The organism is Anaerobacillus sp. ABA4_114 (assembly GCF_056159065.1).
In genome coordinates this window covers 3,621,678-3,637,480 of the sequence record NZ_JBSWUM010000001.1, presented here as the reverse complement: position 1 = coordinate 3,637,480, position 15,803 = coordinate 3,621,678, and the positions used below count along the sequence as shown (strand labels likewise).

Genomic DNA, 15,803 nt, shown 5'->3' with positions numbered 1-15,803 from the left:
AGACAGGTTCTATTTGTGAGGTTTGCTCGTACAAATAATATAGAGAAAGTATCGGGAGGAGAAATATTATGAGGAAACGAGTAACCTGGTGGTTCATTCTTGGCTTCTCCGCATACGCGCTCTTAATGGGGCTTTATTTGTTTTATTGGGCTGATTTTGGAGTACCGAAAGCGTATCAAGGAACAGCAGCGGATCCAGCTACATTCATGTCTGAAGGGCAGCTTGAACTTTCGGAAGAATATTCACGTTACAGAAGTTTTTTATCCTTTCTTTCCATTCCTTTTGAGTGGGGGATCTACCTTCTTGTACTAGGTTTCGGTCTATCGAAGATGTTCAAATCGTTTGGGCAAGGACTCTCAAAGAAAGGTTTCGTCATCATTCCTATCTATATTGTGCTTCTCTCTGCCTTTACATGGATTGTAACCTTTCCTCTTAAATTTTGGAGCAGGTCACTTTCAGTGAAATATGGCATTAATACGCAGGCTTTTTCCGATTGGATGAAGGATGAAATGATTTCTTTTTGGATAGAAATCGGCCTCACCTCAATCATCATCGGAGTGTTGTATTTCTTGATTAAGCGCTTTGAGAAGAGATGGTGGCTTGCTGCATGGGGGTTGATGGTGCCGTATCTCGCTTTTATGATGTACATCCAACCCGTCGTCATCGATCCTCTGTACAATGACTTCAGTTCACTGTCTGATAAAGAGCTTGAGGAGCAAATTCTCGGGTTAGCGAATGAGGCAAATATACCAGCTGATCGAGTATTTGAAGTGAACATGTCTGAAAAAACAAATGCAATGAATGCTTATGTTACGGGAATAGGCTCAAACTTACGAATTGTGCTATGGGATACGACAACGAATAAATTACAAGATGATGAAGTGCTTTTCATCATGGCACATGAAATGGGTCATTATGTGATGAACCACTTGTATGGAAACCTTGCAGGTGCTTTAATCATGAGTTTGTTCGGATTGTATATCGCCTATCGTCTCTTTGGTAAAATTGTTGCCAAATGGGGAAATGCCTGGGGGGCAACATCAGTCTCTGATATCACCACACTCCCTGCATTGTTGCTTCTATTTTCGATCATGTCATTTATTGCGAGTCCGGTAGAACTTGCAATATCGAGGCATGCTGAAATGAATGCAGATGAATATGCTATTGAGATGACAGACGATGTGGATGCTGCCATCGGATCTTTTCAGAAGTTAACTGTGAATAGTTTAAACGAAGTGAATCCACCGATCTTAGTAAAGTTCTTTAAATATGGTCATCCAACAATGATGGAACGTTTAATCATGCTAAACCAATACGAAAACGATGCGCCTTCTGAATAAAATAGAAAGGCCTAGTCTTTCTAGAAAGCGTTAAGAGCTATCAATGTAGTAAGGTTACCGTCAACCAGCGATATATGCTGGCGTTATCTAACCTAGGACGTGATGTTTTATTTAGTTTAATTGTATTCTAGTAGGAGTGAATCCCTCTTGACTCCAGTGGTCCAACGGGCGTTCGAGACTCGGAGTGGAGGGGGGTTGTCCGCTCTGAGGCTCGGGCGTTCGTCCACAGGAAAGCAAGAGGGATTCAAACTCCTGCGGCATAGGGAGCGCAAAACAAGCTACGCCTTCTGAATAACTCAGAAAGGCGTTTTTTATTTAGAGAAATGTCTAAGTTCGAATATCTCTTTACTAGCATTTCAATCATACTATGTGAGACACTATTCTTAATCATCAAGAAGAGGTGTATGAATTGGACAAAGAGATCAAACAAGCATTAGAAGCTGGAATACATGGTACTCCTGAGTTAAAGCCTGCTGAAAAAGCACTTTACTTATCAACGTTCAGGGAGCGAGTTTACGTTGCACTTACGAAAAGACAAGTAGCTCAAAAACTGTATCCTTCTGTAAAGAACGAGATGAGAAGGGGGCGTGTTTTACTCCTAAATGGAGATTTACCGTATTCCATGCTATCGAAATATATAAAAGAAGCAAACAAAGCTTCAATACCGTTTACGATCATTAATGATAAAGAGACCGATACTCCTTTAGGGCTAGTGCTAGCATCAAAAGATGATGCAGTAAATCGTGAAGAAATCTTCGTTCGCGATGAATATTTCTCTCTAGATACGTAATAAAGGAGTGAAACGAGATGCTTAAACGAATCGTGCTTCTCATCCTTGTCGCTGCGCTTGGATGGGGAGTTTATAGTACGGTAATCGCAGAACCAAGTGTTGGTACAGAAATAAACGATCGTGCACCTGACTTCACTCTTACGACACTTGAAGATGAAGAAAAAGTAAGCTTGTCGGATTTTGAAGGAAAACCGGTGTTTTTAAATTTCTGGGCAACCTGGTGTCCACCTTGTGAAGAGGAAATGCCAGATATTCAGGCCTTCGCTGATCAATACGGGGAAGAGGTCGAAGTGATATCGGTGAACTTTACGAAGTTTGAACCTAAAAAGGATGAGATTCCGATCTTTGTTGAAGAAAATAACTTGAGATTTCCTGTTTTGATGGATAATGAGGGGAAGGTAGGAGAAGATCTCTACAAAGTTATTTCTATGCCTACTTCCTACATGATCGATCGTGAAGGAGTTATTGTTGAAAAACGGGTAGGCCCTTTAACCCTTGAAGAAATGGAAGAGTGGTTGCAATCTGCATCATAAACAAAAACGGCCCATATCGGCCGTTTTTTGTGTTTTAGACTGGCTTTTTGAGAGGCGTATAAGCCTCTTCAAATCCGGTTGCTTTTGCCACCTTTTTTAATTTTTCATTGATAAATCGAAAATCCAGATCATCTAGAACATTTGGATCAAATCCTCTTATCACAAACTGACCGAACTCCCATATCGTCTCATGAATGTCATGCTTATTCCCGTCTGCTGCAAGTTCTAGTGAGTGAAGGATCGAGCCAAGAACGGATACGTCCTCACGCGCATAATGCCTGATTTGGTAAAAACTTTTATAAAGGTACGTACTATAGGTGACTGGGTTCGTTATGACGCGAAGGTTTTTGTTTTCATCATGGTATAAAGGTTGTGGGATATGCTTTTGCCCTAACCTTGATAACACCCTTCCTAAGCGATTGATACAATTGATCGCAGTATTAGGATCGTTGATTCCAGGGGAAATTGCTCTTAATGCAATTTCAACGAGCTTTTGGATTCCATATTCAATATCTTGATCTGTTGTTCGTTCCGTTCCAAGCGATAAGGCATCTAATATTTTTTCTTCTCCGGGATAATCTTTTGCAGACCAATAAGAGATGACGACTGTACCTTCGTCGATGAATTCACCAATATCTCTATCCAGTTTAATAATAAGATCATGGTGAATCGCGATTTTTAATAGATCTTTGATCGCTACATTTTGTAGATAACCAGATACTCTAGAAGAAATTGTACGAGGTTCTTTCATTTTGATTTCATCGAGTTCCCAAGAGTCCCATGAAGCGGATCCACCTTCGTTCGCCTTTTCAAAATCCATAAATGTTCGATCGATTGTATCCATCGTGTTCTTTGAGATATGTTTGATTAAGTTTCCGACTAGAATCCAGTTTGCAACGTGGTGGATAAAGTACACAAAATAAGCGACGCATACAATAGCATAAGTGACTGCCAAAACCGGCGCAAAGTAAACGAATCCATCCTCTGCGGTTTGTTCGATCAGTAGGAGAAGGATGATGAAGTAGATGATCCCACCTACAAAAATCCCAAGGACACGCTTCGTAATGCGATCTGTTATGAAGTTCTGAAGTGTTCTTGGAGAAAAATTTGATAAATAGGTAGTAAGTACAACCATGATGGTAGAGAAAGTAATGGTGGTCATCGTTAACATTGAAGACACGAGTGTGCTTAAGATTGTTATACTTGTATCATAGGTAGCGAAGAAGAAGTAAGGTAGGATAATGGCATTTCCTTGAATGAAGTGCCTGTCAAAAACAAGCGTAAGAATCGCTGCAATGAAAGCTCCCACTCCATAGAAGGTTGGAATGAACCAAAAGCTGGATCGGATTTGTCGTAATTTACTATACTTCACTACCATCACCCCCTACTATATACTTAGGTTAGTATTTGATAATGAAGTCATAATTCATACATCTGCCGTGTTACTTTTAATTTAAAAGGGTATGAAAAATATAAGAGATTCAAGAGGAGGCGTTGTCTATGATCATTCATAAATCTGGAGTCTATCGCAATATTCATGAAAAGCGCTACGAATACTGGGTAGTAAAGTCGGAGGACCTAAAAGTGATGGCTTCTTGGATCAGTTGGGATGTACCACAGCACGCAATCGATAAATGGATGAACGAAGTAACTGATATCGAAACGACATATTAAAAACCTCCCGAAGGATTAGGAGGTTTAGGGTAAGTCTTTTTTTATCCGCTTTTTTACAACGTCTTTAGGTTCCCAGCAGTCGAATCGATACGTAGGTTTGGTTTCAAAACCGAGCCGTTTGCATCTGTAAGAAGTACGTGGGTTTTTAACGATTTCAAAATGAATGCACGTAGCACAACAATGGTATTTTGAATAAAATCCGGTCTTCATGTAGGGATCACATTCACATGATCGATCGAAACGATTTTATCATTTTCGAAAACCAGCTTAAAACAATCAGGGTTCTTTAACGACTTCCAAGTATTGAATCCGTGTGAGGATTCAAAGTGATTGAGAATTAGTGTGAAGAGATTTCCATGCGTTACCACAAGTGAATTTTCATTTGTTACTTGAACAACATCCATCACAGCTTCTACTCCTCTAGTTGCTGCTTCAGAACTAGATTCCCCGCCCGTTAGCTTGTAAGAGAAATCATCAAACGTTTTTTCTAATTCAGTCATCCAGTCATCTAGACTTACTTCTGAGAGTCTTCGTTCTTCTAACCTTTCATCGATCGTGATCTGCTTGTCTAGTTTTAGCGCAATCGGTTCAATCGATTGAAGAGCTCTTGTGAAAGGAGAAGAATAAAGTTTATCGAATTTTATACCTTGTAGATGGTCCGCTAACATCACGGCCTGCTCCCGGCCTTTCGCAGTCAATGAAGCATCATGAGCTTGACCTTCTGCTTCACAGTGACGAATGAGGTACAGGTTTTTCACTAAGATCACTCCTTCACTACTCTGAATAATTTGTCATCATAAATTTTACCATGATTAGCTTATGAGCAAAAAATAAATTCAAAAAATTGAAACTTAATTGGATCTCAATCGTCTTATAATTGATCCCCTTATTTTATGTTTTTTTATTTTGCCTGGAGAGCAGACGTTCTCCAGGAATTTTTTTGAAGTGGAGAGGATGTTTACGTGAACGTATTTCCTGAACTTATTACAACAAGGCTGCGTTTAAGAGAGATTAAAGAAGAAGATGTTACGGCGTTATTTACGATTTTTTCTAGTGCACACACAATGAAGTATTATGGCAATGATACGATTCAGAACTTAGAAGAAGCTGAAGGAATCATGATGAGTTTTAGAAAAGGGTTCGAGAACAAGCGAGCATGGAGATGGGGAATCACACTTAAAGAGTCTGATGAGTTAATCGGAACATGTGGTTTCCATAACTGGGCTGAGCGTGTTGGAAGAATCGAGATTGGCTACGATTTAGTAGAAAAAGCAGAAGGAAAGGGATATATGACAGAGGCTCTATCCGCCATTATCCCGTTTGGTTTTGATGAGTTGCACCTCAATCGTATAGGGGCATTGGTTCATCCTGATAACACATCCTCCCGAAAGTTAGTAACGAAGCTCGGTTTTCAGGAGGAGGGGGTTCTTAGAGACTATGCATACGCAGGAGGCAAGCACTTTGATCTTATAATGCACGCTCTCTTAAAAAAAGATTGGTGATGTCATTAGAGAACGGGAGAAAATAACCTTGCGAAGGATTCTTTCGTACGGTGAAGCAATCCTCTTTCGTTATATCTGTTCTTATCTACTTTTATAGAGTCTTTTATATCTTCTTGGTAGGCGTTTATTAAGTCGGTAATGGTGTTCGCCTGAAATAAGAAAACATTCACTTCAAAGTTTAAGTGCATCGAACGCATGTCCATATTTGCTGTTCCAATCGTTGCGATATCATCATCCACAATCATAATCTTCTGGTGAAGAAACCCTCGTTGGTACATATACACTTCTACACCGTACTCCAGAAGCTGTGAGAAGTAGGATCGAGTAGCGTATTGTGTAAGAAAACCATCACTCACTTCAGGAACGATTAACTTAACCTCCACACCACGCATCGCAGCGATGGAAAGAGCTGCTCTAAGAGCTTTGTTTGGAACGAAATAGGGTGTTGCGATCCACACGCGATCTTTTGCTGTTGTGATCAAGCTGAAGTAAAGGTCGGTCATAGCACTTCTCTTTGTATCAGGTCCGCTCGGGACAACCTGAGCACCGCCGTCACCTTCCACATCATACGTTTCTAGATACTTTTCCGATAACAGGCTTTCTCCAGACATGTATTCCCAATCCATAAGGAAAACACCGTGTACAGCAGAAATGATTTCACCTTTTACGAGAAGGTGGGTATCTCTCCAGTAGTTCATATTATTGTAATCGCCGGCGTACTCATCTCCGATATTAAGGCCTCCGACAAAAGCGGTACGTCCATCGATCACGATGATTTTTCTATGGTTTCGAAAATTAACGGTTTGATTGAAGAAACCGTATTTAATGGGAAGGAACTGCTGAACACTTGCCCCTGCAGCTCTTAGAGCATTCTTAGAAGCCCTCGAAAGATTATGACTGCCGATTGAATCATAGAGCACTCGAACTTCAACGCCTTCTTTCGCTTTTTCAACGAGGAGCTCAATGATCGATTTTCCTAACTCATCAGAACGGAAAGTGTAGTATTCCATATGAATGTACGTTTTTGCTTTTTTAATTTCTTCTTTAATAGCAGGAAATGTATCACTTCCGTTTAAAAGAAGCTTCGTTTGGGATCGCATGCTGATAGGACTAGACACCATCGTAGCAATAAGGTTTGAAAAGTTTTGGTTCCGCTCATTCAAGTCATGCCAGCGCTCTGATGCAGAGAAATTAACATACTTCTGAAAAAACTCGAGGCCGTTTGTACGTTTCTCTTTAAACAAGTGCCCCTTTACCTCTAACTGACCTGAGAAGAGGAAGAACACATACCCTATAATGGGAAAGAAAATCAGCACGTACATCCACAACAACGTTTTATAAGGTGACCTTTGTTCAAGCATGAGGACGAAGAGAATAGAAAATAAGATCACAAGATAGATTGTTCCAAAAACCCACTTCCATAGGGTGGGGATCGATGTGAACAACACGCTATAAAGGCTTGTTGTCATCAGAATAAAGAAAATGATTTGTCTAATTTGTTTCATAAGTAGCCCACCTAATAAGTTGTTTTGCAGTACAAAAAAAGTAAGGGCTGCGCCCTTACTCCGCTCTCGATTTTCTCTTAACGCGGTAGCGGCCCCACATGTCGATCAGTCGATCGCCTAGTTCGATCAACCTTTCATCTGATGTATCTTTTTGTGGGTTTGGTGTGTTCTTAATCGATGTGAAAAGTTTTTTGAATGGTTCAGGAGTTGCTTTCGCTTCTCCGATCACGCCTTGAATCGTTTCTTTTTTCGATTGAATGTTCTCTGTTATTTGATTCGATGTGTTTGTTAAGTTCGTTGTTTCTTCGTTGATCTTATCTACTTTTTCTTGCAGTCTTGCTGCAGTGGCAGAAAAATCGTTCAGTGAACCTTTTGTTTCTTTAGAGGTTTTTACTGCAACGATGCCGAGATAAATGAGTGAAAGGACAACTAGTGCAATACTTACATACACGATGATCAAGGTCATACCTCCAGTCTTAGTCTTATACGTTTTAATGTACCCTGTGCTGGAATGATCCAAACAGTCTATATCTACAGTCTAAACCAACTGTGTGAGAAGTTATAGCGATTATTGTAAAATGGTGGTAAGAAATAGAAGGGAGAGGTTTTTGTGAATCGATACTCGATGGATGAGTTCGTAAAATCAACAGAGCAAAAGGATAAAGGTGAAGGTTTTTTTGAACTTGAAACTGAAAGAATGTTGGAAGTGAACTTAAACGGTAAAGTATGGGCAAAATCCGGATCTATGATCACGTATAATGGGGAAATAAAATTCGAACGTGAAGGAATTTTAGAACATGGGTTAGGTAAAATGTTCAAAAAAGCATTCACAGGTGAAGGTGCTTCTCTTATGAAAGCTGAAGGAAGAGGGAAGCTATACTTAGCTGATTCTGGGAAAAAGATTTCAATCATTCATTTAGGTCATGGTGAGTCGATCAGCGTAAACGGCAATGATCTTCTTTCATTTGAAGAACGAATCGATTGGGATATTCGAATGATGAAGCGGATTACTGGGATGATGGCTGGTGGTTTATTTAATGTAACATGTAATGGACCTGGTATGATTGCTGTAACGAGTCATTATGAGCCGCTCACGATTCGAGTAACACCAGATAAACCAGTTATTACTGATCCAAACGCAACGGTAGCATGGTCTGGTAATTTAAACCCAGATTTTCAAACTGATGTGTCTCTGAAGTCCTTTTTTGGAAGAGGCAGTGGAGAGTCGATCCAGATGAAATTCGAAGGAGAAGGGTTTGTGGTGGTCCAGCCTTTCGAAGAAGTATACATGCAAAACAACCAGGGATAAAGAGGGGATAAAAAACTTTTTTCATAGGAAGATCCTATTAAAATAGCGAAACCTATCATTTTATGCAGAACGAAGGAAAATATTCCTATTGAATTTATCTGATTTTTCATTATAATCATACAAAAGGGTTCTCTAAAGGAGAGTGCATGTATGATTCGATTAGAAAAAGGCAACCTTCTTAAAAGTGATTGTACTGTTATTGCTCACCAATGTGATTGCTTCAATGCATTAGATGTCGGTATTGCAAAATCAGTGAAAGAAACGTACCCTGAAGCAGCTAAAGCAGACGAAAACTTTCCATTTCCACCAAAAAAGAAGCTAGGTAAATGTTCGTTTGCTTTGAGTCATGATAATAAGAGAATTATTGCTAATCTATACGGTCAATATAAACCAGCCGGTCTTCAAACCAACTACCCAGCCTGGTTGAAATCTTTTGAGAGTATGATTAAAGAATTAAAGCCCTTTGAAGAAAAAGGTTTTAAAATAAAAATCGGTTGTGGAATCGATAAAGACGATTTGATCAACGTAAAGAAATCACTAGAAAAGCTTTCTAAGAAATACGAAAGACCGATCCATGTGTACTACTCTTAATCGCTAAGCCCCCAAGTTTGGGGGCTTTTTTTGTGTGAAGAAAACAGAGCAGGTTGGTAAGAATGGCTTATATTTGTAAAATAACCCCATTATTTGGTTTTGAAAAAATTTACCGTGGAATACCACAACTGTAGCAAAAAAAGAAAAAAGTATCTCAAAGGAGGAAGAGAAAATGGCAAATAACAATGAAAAGATGAGCAGAGAAGAAGCTGGTCGAAAAGGTGGAAACAAAACCGCGAGAGAACATAACAAAGAGTTTTACCAAGATATCGGCCAAAAAGGTGGAGAAACAACTGCAAATGAACATGACAAAGAATTCTATCAAGAAATAGGAGAAAAAGGTGGAAACAAAACAGCAAGAGAACACGATAAGGAATTCTACGAAGAGATCGGCGAAAAGGGCGGAAACAAAACTGCACGTGAACACGATAAAGAGTTTTATCAGGAGATAGGAGAAAAAGGCGGAGAGCAAACGTCTAAGAATCATGATAAAGAGTTCTATAAGGAAATAGGAAAAAAAGGTGGAAATCAGAACAAATAAAAAAAGAGCGGTTTGGGCCCGCTCTCTCTAAATGATACTTCACATAGAGTGTACCAAATTTATGAAAAACAGTAAAATACGTAAATTGAGTGAGATATAAACACACATTCTAAAGGAGGATTTTCAAATGGCTGATAATAACAATAATAAAATGAGTAGGGAAGAAGCAGGACGTAAAGGCGGAAATAAGACTGCGAGGGAGCACGACAAAGAATTCTACGAAGAAATTGGTGAAAAAGGCGGAAACAAAACAGCTCGTGAGCATGATAAAGAGTTTTATCAAGAAATAGGAGAAAAAGGCGGAGAGCAAACATCTAAGAATCATGACAAAGAATTTTACGAAGAGATTGGGAAAAAAGGCGGTAAAAATAGCGGAAACGGCAGTAACAATAATTGATCGGTACGAAGAGCGGAGAAGCCTCCGCTCTTTTTTTTATGGGCTTAAACAAAATTAAAACCCCTTCGTTTGAAAGGGGCTAGAGTAGTTATTAAAATTTACGCTCTTCCTCGACTTCATGCTGATCATTCAAGATCAATACTTTACTAGGAGTATCTTCCTTTGCAAGTTCCTCTGCCTTCTCAACAGCATCTGAACGCATTTTATATAAATCTGTAGGTGCAATATCTTCCACCTTAACATACCAGCCTGTTACATCTTTGTTTGGTGCTACTGTGAATTCTTTCATGATTTTGTTCCTCCTTTAGTTGGTGTATATGTACTTCTTTCCCAACAAGATGGAAGCTAAAACCTGCCTAAAACGATTCAGAAAAAATAAAAAACCAGCGGTTCGCTGGTTTATTGAGGTCTTGTTGTGATATAGAAACCGACGATAAAAGCGATAGGTACAGCCCACACCATAAATGCAAGCGCCCATACAGTAAAACGGTTCCATTCTTTTCCTTTTGCAGTCAAGGCACACCCTCCACATTCTAAGTTTACTTCCATTATAACATGGACATACCTAAATTATGTGGAAACATTAAAATTAGTCGAATGTTAGGTGATCATTCGAAACGTCAGCGGGTACCGATAATCTTCGCCCTGATTCGATTTTACTGAAGCGATGATAATAAAAACAAGTTGGACGATAAAAACTGCAGGTAGAAGGATGAATCCGATTAAGACGAGCGTGAGTATTCCTGCGATGATGCCGTAGATGGTCATGCAAATTTGGAAATTCAATGCTTCTTTTGCTTGCTCATTAATAAAAGGATGAACATCCTTCTTTAGTGACCAAATGATTAATGGAGCAATGATGTTACCAAACGGAATTAAATAGCCTGATAGTGCAGAAAGATGCGCAAACATAGCCCATGAACGCGTTTCGTCATCGGGGGTTTGAATGTTCTTTTCTTCCATGGAGTACCTCCTTCATAACCGTCTATATACAAGGTATTATGAAGGCTTCTTAGATATTCTTTGCGATTTGTTCCCAACGAAAAAAAGGAACCTGTCGCTGGCTCCTTCTAGTTGGAATTATAAGTAATCACGTATTGTGCTCTCTCTGTCGTTATTTTTAGCTCATTTGCTGAACGATCGATTTCTTTTAAATCTTCTAATTGTACTTCATAGTTAGCGTCTGGAAGGGAAACGGGATTTTTTTCAGATATGATCTTACCTTTTCCCTCTAGTTGTAGGAGGGAAGAAGGCGTGTAATTATCGATCGTTTCCTCTCTGTGAAACAAAGAAATGCGATCTAATACCATGATTACCTTATCCAAGTCTTCATTCTCTTGTTTTTGAATGATAAGATGTCCGCCAACCCAATCGTTTAAGGTTTCTTGTATACGAGTTACCATTTCGGTAGTTTCCATATTTTTCACCTCAATATAAACTTCCCCGAATTTAAGATGCATAAACAAGGGTTTAAAAGGTTTAAGTCTAGAATGATATAATGAGCTAATAATGAGATACAAAGGATGAGTCGTTATGAGAACTATTTCGATAGATGAATGTTTCGATAGAAAATTACCGATCATAGATGTTCGAACCCCAGCCGAATTCGAGCAGTTCCACATTCCAGGAGCAGTTAACATGCCGATTTTTTCAAACGAAGAAAGAGAGTTAGTTGGAACAACTTACAAACAACAAGGCACAGAAGCAGCGAAGGATTTAGGGATCTCGCTTGTGTCTCCATCTCTTCCTGATTTTTATCAGAAGGCAAAAGTTCTATCAAAAGGACAGGAGTTTGTCGTTTACTGTTGGAGAGGTGGTATGAGGAGTAGAAGCCTTGCTGTGATTTTTGAGATGATGGGGCTGCCATGTCGTCAACTTGTTGGTGGCATTCGGTCATATCGTCAAAATGTCATGAGAATACTTGAAAGCCATGCTAAAAAAAACGTATCTTTTCTTATAGTGGAAGGGTTTACTGGGACATCTAAGACAGACATTTTACATTATTTAAAAAACAAAGGCTACCCAGTCATTGATCTTGAAGGCTTAGCTGCACATAAAGGATCAGTTTTCGGAAGAGTGAATTTACCAGAAAGAAGTCAAAAGGAGTTTGAAGCGAAGCTTTCTCATCGGTTAAATGAAATAGGGGAGACAGATTATTATGTAATTGAGTCTGAAAGTAAGCGACTTGGGAACATTATCGTTCCGGACTTTATCTTTGAGGGCAAACAAAAAGGGACGCGCATACATGTTCACGCCCCGCTTTCTTATCGAATAAAAACCATTTTAGATACATATCATCCCGAACAGAATAGAGAGAAAATAGTAAAGGGCATCCAAAGAATCGAGAAACGTCTGCCAGATAATGAACGACGTTATATATCCCTCGCACTTGAGGAAGAGAATTATGAAGCAGTCGTCGAAAGCCTTCTGGTGAATTATTACGATCCTAGGTACACCTACAAGGCGACAGAGAATGTGGGTGAGGTTATAAAAGTTCACTATGAGTCTCTTGATGAAGGATGCCAACTTGTCCAGAATGAAGTGGAGCGTCTAGTGTCTAAGCTTCGATTAGAAGGCGAGAAAGTTTCGCTTTAATTGATTTTCTCTGCTCTTTACCCGGTTCATTATTGTATTGTTCAATTAAATCATCGATCCGTTTGAAGTACAGGTGGCTGATCCACGCTACATAGTTCTTGTAGATAGAAGAGGTTAGGAATTTCACTAGCATGTTATCTTCTGGACCAAAATAATACGTTTTATCATCGAAAAAAGTAGAAAATCGACTGAACGAAAGCTTTGTATAAGAGTTGTCCAAATCATAGCGGAATTTATTCAACACATCAGGAATTAAACGAATGGCAAAGACATCATCGTTATCAAACATTTCTTTAGGAGTAGGTAGGATAAGGTACGGGTAATCACAGTCATCCAGGGCAATGAAGAAATCATTAGGTGATTCATGACAGGTAGGCACGCGCTTGACGGTCGTTTCAACTATCAATTGATAGACTGAATCATTCATTGGTATTCCTCCCTTTATAATCTATCACCATTGTTGCCAGACTAGTAAACTTGTATACCCTTTGTCGAAAAGTAGTTTAATACAATCTATTATCCAACCCTCAAAAAAATTCCTTTATTTCAAATATTACATTTTTTTAGCCGCGATACAATTATCGCGGCTTTGTTTATAAGAACAGATTAGAAAATGCATAACACTTGAAAGTCAAAGATAGTCAGATTATAATATGGTTACAAGGTCAAATATAGTCAAAGTCAAAACAAAATACATTGACCTTAACAAATACAAGTAACGCACTATTATATAACGATCTTATAAATTTTAAAGGAGGCCATCATATGCTTTGTGAAAAATGTAATCAGAATCCTGCAACAGTTCAGTTGAATGTTCAGATCAATCATTCTAAAAAACGTGTTCATCTGTGCAACTCTTGCTATGCAAATGTGATGAATGGTCAGACAACACCGTCATCAAAAGGTCAATTTGATGATTTCTTTCAATCATTTATGAATCAATCAGGTCATACTCAATCTACTGAGCAAACCGACGCTGGTAACGGTGGATTACTAGATGATTTAGGAAAGAATTTAACAGATGCTGCAAAAGCAGGATTGATCGACCCAGTTATCGGAAGAGATCAAGAGGTAGCACGGGTCATCGAAACACTAAATCGTCGAAACAAAAACAACCCTGTCCTGATTGGTGAACCAGGTGTAGGGAAAACAGCGATCGCCGAAGGACTAGCACTTCGTATTTCTGAAGGAAACGTTCCTTCGAAATTACAAAACAAAGAGATCTATTTGTTAGATGTTGCATCTCTCGTATCTAACACAGGAATCCGTGGTCAGTTCGAAGAGAGAATGAAACAGTTGATTTCAGAACTGCAAGCAAGAAAGAATGTCATTCTCTTTATCGATGAAATTCATCTTATCGTTGGAGCAGGCTCAGCCGAAGGATCGATGGATGCAGGAAACATTCTGAAACCTGCGCTCGCTAGAGGTGAGCTTCAATTAATCGGTGCTACTACTTTGAAAGAATATCGTCAAATTGAAAAAGATGCAGCTCTTGAACGACGTTTTCAGCCAGTTATGGTTAACGAGCCATCGATTGAAGAAGCGGTTCAAATTCTAGAAGGTCTAAAACCGAGGTACGAAGATTATCATGAGGTGGCGTTTTCTGATGAAGCAATAAAAGCTTGTGTCACATTATCTAATCGTTACATTCAAGACCGTTTCTTACCAGATAAAGCGATCGACTTAATGGATGAAGCTGGTGCAAAAAGAAACTTAACGATTACAACTTCTAATCATGATGAAATACAAAAGAGGCTCGAACAAATTGCAGTAGAAAAGAAGAAGGCGACGGATGAAGAGAATTATGAAGTAGCTGCAAAGCTCCGTGATGAAGAATTAAAGCTTGAAAAGAAACTAGAAGAATCATTAAGTGTGAATGATCAAGCGGAAGCTCTTGTAAACTTAGAAGATATTCAACAAATCATCGAGAGTAAAACAGGTATACCTGTACAAAAACTCCAAGAAGATGAACAGATGAAGATGAAGAATCTTGCTGAACAGCTGAATGCTAAAGTTATTGGACAAGAGGACGCTGTTCATAAGGTTGCAAAAGCAATTCGAAGAAGTCGCGCAGGTCTGAAGCGTAAGAACAGACCGATCGGTTCATTTCTATTCGTAGGGCCTACTGGTGTCGGTAAAACAGAATTATCTAAATCTCTAGCTGAAGAGTTATTTGGAGATCGAGATGCGATGGTTCGACTCGATATGAGTGAATACATGGAAAAACACTCCGTCTCTAAATTGATCGGCTCACCACCAGGATATGTAGGTCATGATGAGGCAGGGCAACTGACAGAACGTGTACGCCGCAAGCCTTATAGCATTCTATTGATCGATGAAGTTGAAAAAGCACATCCAGATGTTCAAAATATGTTCCTACAAATCTTAGACGATGGTCGATTGACGGATAGCCAAGGAAGAACAGTGAGCTTTAAAGATACCGTGATCATCATGACGAGCAACGCAGGAAGTACAGAACGCCGTATTACAGTAGGGTTTGAATCCGCCGATAGCTATACCGATGTGATGGAAAGCCTAGGCTCTTACTTTAGACCAGAATTTCTCAATCGCTTCGATTCGATCGTATCCTTTAAGTCACTTGAGAAAGAAAGTCTTGTATCGATCGTTGACTTGATGATCGATGAGTTAAAAGGAAGTCTAACTGAGCAGCAAATTACCCTCGAGATCACAGAGGAAGCTAAATCGAAGCTAGCAGAGCTTGGATACAATCCACAGTTCGGTGCTCGCCCATTACGAAGAGTAATCGAAGAACACGTTGAAGATGGAATAGCTGATCTACTTGTTGACGAAGGCAATGTAACGTCAGTAAAAGTAGAGGTAATTGAAGATAAAATCGCTGTGAAAAATGCTTCGTAAGCTATATTTTTAGATAGCCACTCAATTGGGTGGCTTTCAGTTTGTTGAAAAAAATCTTAAGAATTTGCTAACAAAATAGTGGTGATTTCCGGACGCTCGCTTTCCGCGGGGCGGGCGGTGAGCTTCCTCGTCGCTAACGCTCCTGTGGG

The 15,803-nt window shown here is 39.4% G+C and carries 18 protein-coding genes and 1 pseudogene; 11 read left to right on the top strand and 8 right to left on the bottom strand.

Features of this window, described 5'->3' with window-relative positions; genetic code table 11:
• The first annotated feature begins 68 nt into the window (after positions 1–68).
• The 3 genes from ACXAEY_RS18735 to ACXAEY_RS18725 all read left to right on the top strand — a co-directional run bounded on the left by ACXAEY_RS18735 (position 69) and on the right by ACXAEY_RS18725 (position 2,663).
• Positions 69–1,340 (top strand): M48 family metallopeptidase, encoded by a 1,272-nt coding sequence (locus ACXAEY_RS18735; RefSeq protein ID WP_474814159.1) that lies wholly within the window; start codon positions 69–71, stop codon positions 1,338–1,340.
• 409 nt (positions 1,341–1,749) lie between these two features.
• On the top strand, positions 1,750–2,130 hold the full coding sequence (locus tag ACXAEY_RS18730; protein ID WP_474814157.1) for a YueI family protein: 381 nt from the start codon (positions 1,750–1,752) through the stop codon (positions 2,128–2,130).
• Positions 2,131–2,147: 17 nt separating this feature from the next.
• Entirely contained in the window at positions 2,148–2,663 is a 516-nt protein-coding gene (locus ACXAEY_RS18725; protein ID WP_270182497.1) for a redoxin domain-containing protein, read from the top strand.
• A 34-nt stretch (positions 2,664–2,697) separates the two neighbouring features.
• On the opposite strand, the gene ACXAEY_RS18720 is transcribed toward ACXAEY_RS18725, so the two are convergent.
• A complete protein-coding gene (locus tag ACXAEY_RS18720) occupies positions 2,698–4,035 on the bottom strand; it encodes a DUF2254 domain-containing protein (RefSeq protein ID WP_474814155.1) in 1,338 nt (445 codons plus the stop codon).
• 128 nt (positions 4,036–4,163) lie between these two features.
• On the opposite strand from ACXAEY_RS18720, the gene ACXAEY_RS18715 reads away from it, so the two are divergent.
• Entirely contained in the window at positions 4,164–4,337 is a 174-nt protein-coding gene (locus ACXAEY_RS18715; RefSeq protein WP_270182499.1) for a hypothetical protein, read from the top strand.
• A gap of 206 nt (positions 4,338–4,543) precedes the next feature.
• Here the strand turns inward: ACXAEY_RS18715 and ACXAEY_RS18710 are convergent, their stop codons facing one another.
• On the bottom strand, positions 4,544–5,095 hold the full coding sequence (locus tag ACXAEY_RS18710) for a histidine phosphatase family protein (RefSeq protein ID WP_270182501.1): 552 nt from the start codon (positions 5,093–5,095) through the stop codon (positions 4,544–4,546).
• A 204-nt stretch (positions 5,096–5,299) separates the two neighbouring features.
• Here ACXAEY_RS18710 and ACXAEY_RS18705 point away from each other — a divergent pair, with 204 nt between their 5' ends.
• Positions 5,300–5,839: a GNAT family N-acetyltransferase gene (locus tag ACXAEY_RS18705; protein ID WP_474814152.1), complete on the top strand. Its 540-nt coding sequence runs from the start codon at positions 5,300–5,302 to the stop codon at positions 5,837–5,839.
• Between the two features lie 5 nt (positions 5,840–5,844).
• On the opposite strand, the gene cls is transcribed toward ACXAEY_RS18705, so the two are convergent.
• Positions 5,845–7,344: a cardiolipin synthase gene (gene cls / locus ACXAEY_RS18700; protein WP_474814150.1), complete on the bottom strand. Its 1,500-nt coding sequence runs from the start codon at positions 7,342–7,344 to the stop codon at positions 5,845–5,847.
• Between the two features lie 55 nt (positions 7,345–7,399).
• Positions 7,400–7,795: a DUF948 domain-containing protein gene (locus ACXAEY_RS18695; protein ID WP_474814888.1), complete on the bottom strand. Its 396-nt coding sequence runs from the start codon at positions 7,793–7,795 to the stop codon at positions 7,400–7,402.
• 159 nt (positions 7,796–7,954) lie between these two features.
• Here ACXAEY_RS18695 and ACXAEY_RS18690 point away from each other — a divergent pair, with 159 nt between their 5' ends.
• The 4 genes and pseudogenes from ACXAEY_RS18690 to ACXAEY_RS18675 form a co-directional block, all read left to right on the top strand.
• On the top strand, positions 7,955–8,653 hold the full coding sequence (locus ACXAEY_RS18690) for an AIM24 family protein (protein WP_474814147.1): 699 nt from the start codon (positions 7,955–7,957) through the stop codon (positions 8,651–8,653).
• Positions 8,654–8,803: 150 nt separating this feature from the next.
• The gene (locus tag ACXAEY_RS18685; RefSeq protein WP_270182505.1) at positions 8,804–9,244 is read left to right on the top strand and encodes a macro domain-containing protein; all 441 of its coding nucleotides are present in this window, start codon (positions 8,804–8,806) and stop codon (positions 9,242–9,244) included.
• Between the two features lie 172 nt (positions 9,245–9,416).
• Complete coding sequence (locus ACXAEY_RS18680) at positions 9,417–9,785, top strand: KGG domain-containing protein (RefSeq protein ID WP_270182506.1); 369 nt, start codon at positions 9,417–9,419, stop codon at positions 9,783–9,785.
• A 127-nt stretch (positions 9,786–9,912) separates the two neighbouring features.
• A pseudogene (locus ACXAEY_RS18675) lies at positions 9,913–10,164 on the top strand (KGG domain-containing protein); the annotation flags it as partial.
• A 109-nt stretch (positions 10,165–10,273) separates the two neighbouring features.
• Here the strand turns inward: ACXAEY_RS18675 and ACXAEY_RS18670 are convergent.
• From ACXAEY_RS18670 to ymzB, 3 genes are all read right to left on the bottom strand, one after another.
• Positions 10,274–10,471, bottom strand: a complete 198-nt coding sequence (locus ACXAEY_RS18670) for a DUF2188 domain-containing protein (protein WP_270182507.1) — start codon at positions 10,469–10,471, stop codon at positions 10,274–10,276.
• A 311-nt stretch (positions 10,472–10,782) separates the two neighbouring features.
• Positions 10,783–11,145, bottom strand: a complete 363-nt coding sequence (locus tag ACXAEY_RS18665; RefSeq protein ID WP_270182508.1) for a DUF4870 domain-containing protein — start codon at positions 11,143–11,145, stop codon at positions 10,783–10,785.
• A gap of 107 nt (positions 11,146–11,252) precedes the next feature.
• Positions 11,253–11,600, bottom strand: coding sequence for a protein YmzB (ymzB, locus tag ACXAEY_RS18660; RefSeq protein ID WP_474814144.1), 348 nt, complete (start codon positions 11,598–11,600; stop codon positions 11,253–11,255).
• A 115-nt stretch (positions 11,601–11,715) separates the two neighbouring features.
• On the opposite strand from ymzB, the gene mnmH reads away from it, so the two are divergent.
• Positions 11,716–12,777, top strand: a complete 1,062-nt coding sequence (gene mnmH / locus ACXAEY_RS18655) for a tRNA 2-selenouridine(34) synthase MnmH (RefSeq protein ID WP_270182510.1) — start codon at positions 11,716–11,718, stop codon at positions 12,775–12,777.
• On the opposite strand, the gene ACXAEY_RS18650 is transcribed toward mnmH, so the two are convergent.
• Positions 12,740–13,204, bottom strand: a complete 465-nt coding sequence (locus ACXAEY_RS18650) for a hypothetical protein (protein WP_270182511.1) — start codon at positions 13,202–13,204, stop codon at positions 12,740–12,742. The genes mnmH and ACXAEY_RS18650 overlap by 38 nt on opposite strands.
• Positions 13,205–13,542: 338 nt before the next feature.
• Here ACXAEY_RS18650 and ACXAEY_RS18645 point away from each other — a divergent pair, with 338 nt between their 5' ends.
• A complete protein-coding gene (locus ACXAEY_RS18645; RefSeq protein WP_474814141.1) occupies positions 13,543–15,654 on the top strand; it encodes an ATP-dependent Clp protease ATP-binding subunit in 2,112 nt (703 codons plus the stop codon).
• Positions 15,655–15,803 lie beyond the last annotated feature (149 nt).

What these genes read in the sequence shown, in the direction of transcription:
- ACXAEY_RS18645 (WP_474814141.1), top strand. Translation starts at nt 13,543, where the DNA reads ATGCTTTGTGAAAAATGTAATCAGAATCCTGCAACAGTTCAGTTGAAT.
- ACXAEY_RS18650 (WP_270182511.1), bottom strand. Translation starts at nt 13,204, where the DNA reads ATGAATGATTCAGTCTATCAATTGATAGTTGAAACGACCGTCAAGCGC.
- ACXAEY_RS18670 (WP_270182507.1), bottom strand. Translation starts at nt 10,471, where the DNA reads ATGAAAGAATTCACAGTAGCACCAAACAAAGATGTAACAGGCTGGTAT.
- ACXAEY_RS18685 (WP_270182505.1), top strand. Translation starts at nt 8,804, where the DNA reads ATGATTCGATTAGAAAAAGGCAACCTTCTTAAAAGTGATTGTACTGTT.
- ACXAEY_RS18735 (WP_474814159.1), top strand. Translation starts at nt 69, where the DNA reads ATGAGGAAACGAGTAACCTGGTGGTTCATTCTTGGCTTCTCCGCATAC.
- ACXAEY_RS18680 (WP_270182506.1), top strand. Translation starts at nt 9,417, where the DNA reads ATGGCAAATAACAATGAAAAGATGAGCAGAGAAGAAGCTGGTCGAAAA.
- ACXAEY_RS18665 (WP_270182508.1), bottom strand. Translation starts at nt 11,145, where the DNA reads ATGGAAGAAAAGAACATTCAAACCCCCGATGACGAAACGCGTTCATGG.
- ACXAEY_RS18715 (WP_270182499.1), top strand. Translation starts at nt 4,164, where the DNA reads ATGATCATTCATAAATCTGGAGTCTATCGCAATATTCATGAAAAGCGC.
- mnmH (WP_270182510.1), top strand. Translation starts at nt 11,716, where the DNA reads ATGAGAACTATTTCGATAGATGAATGTTTCGATAGAAAATTACCGATC.
- ACXAEY_RS18725 (WP_270182497.1), top strand. Translation starts at nt 2,148, where the DNA reads ATGCTTAAACGAATCGTGCTTCTCATCCTTGTCGCTGCGCTTGGATGG.
- ymzB (WP_474814144.1), bottom strand. Translation starts at nt 11,600, where the DNA reads ATGGAAACTACCGAAATGGTAACTCGTATACAAGAAACCTTAAACGAT.
- cls (WP_474814150.1), bottom strand. Translation starts at nt 7,344, where the DNA reads ATGAAACAAATTAGACAAATCATTTTCTTTATTCTGATGACAACAAGC.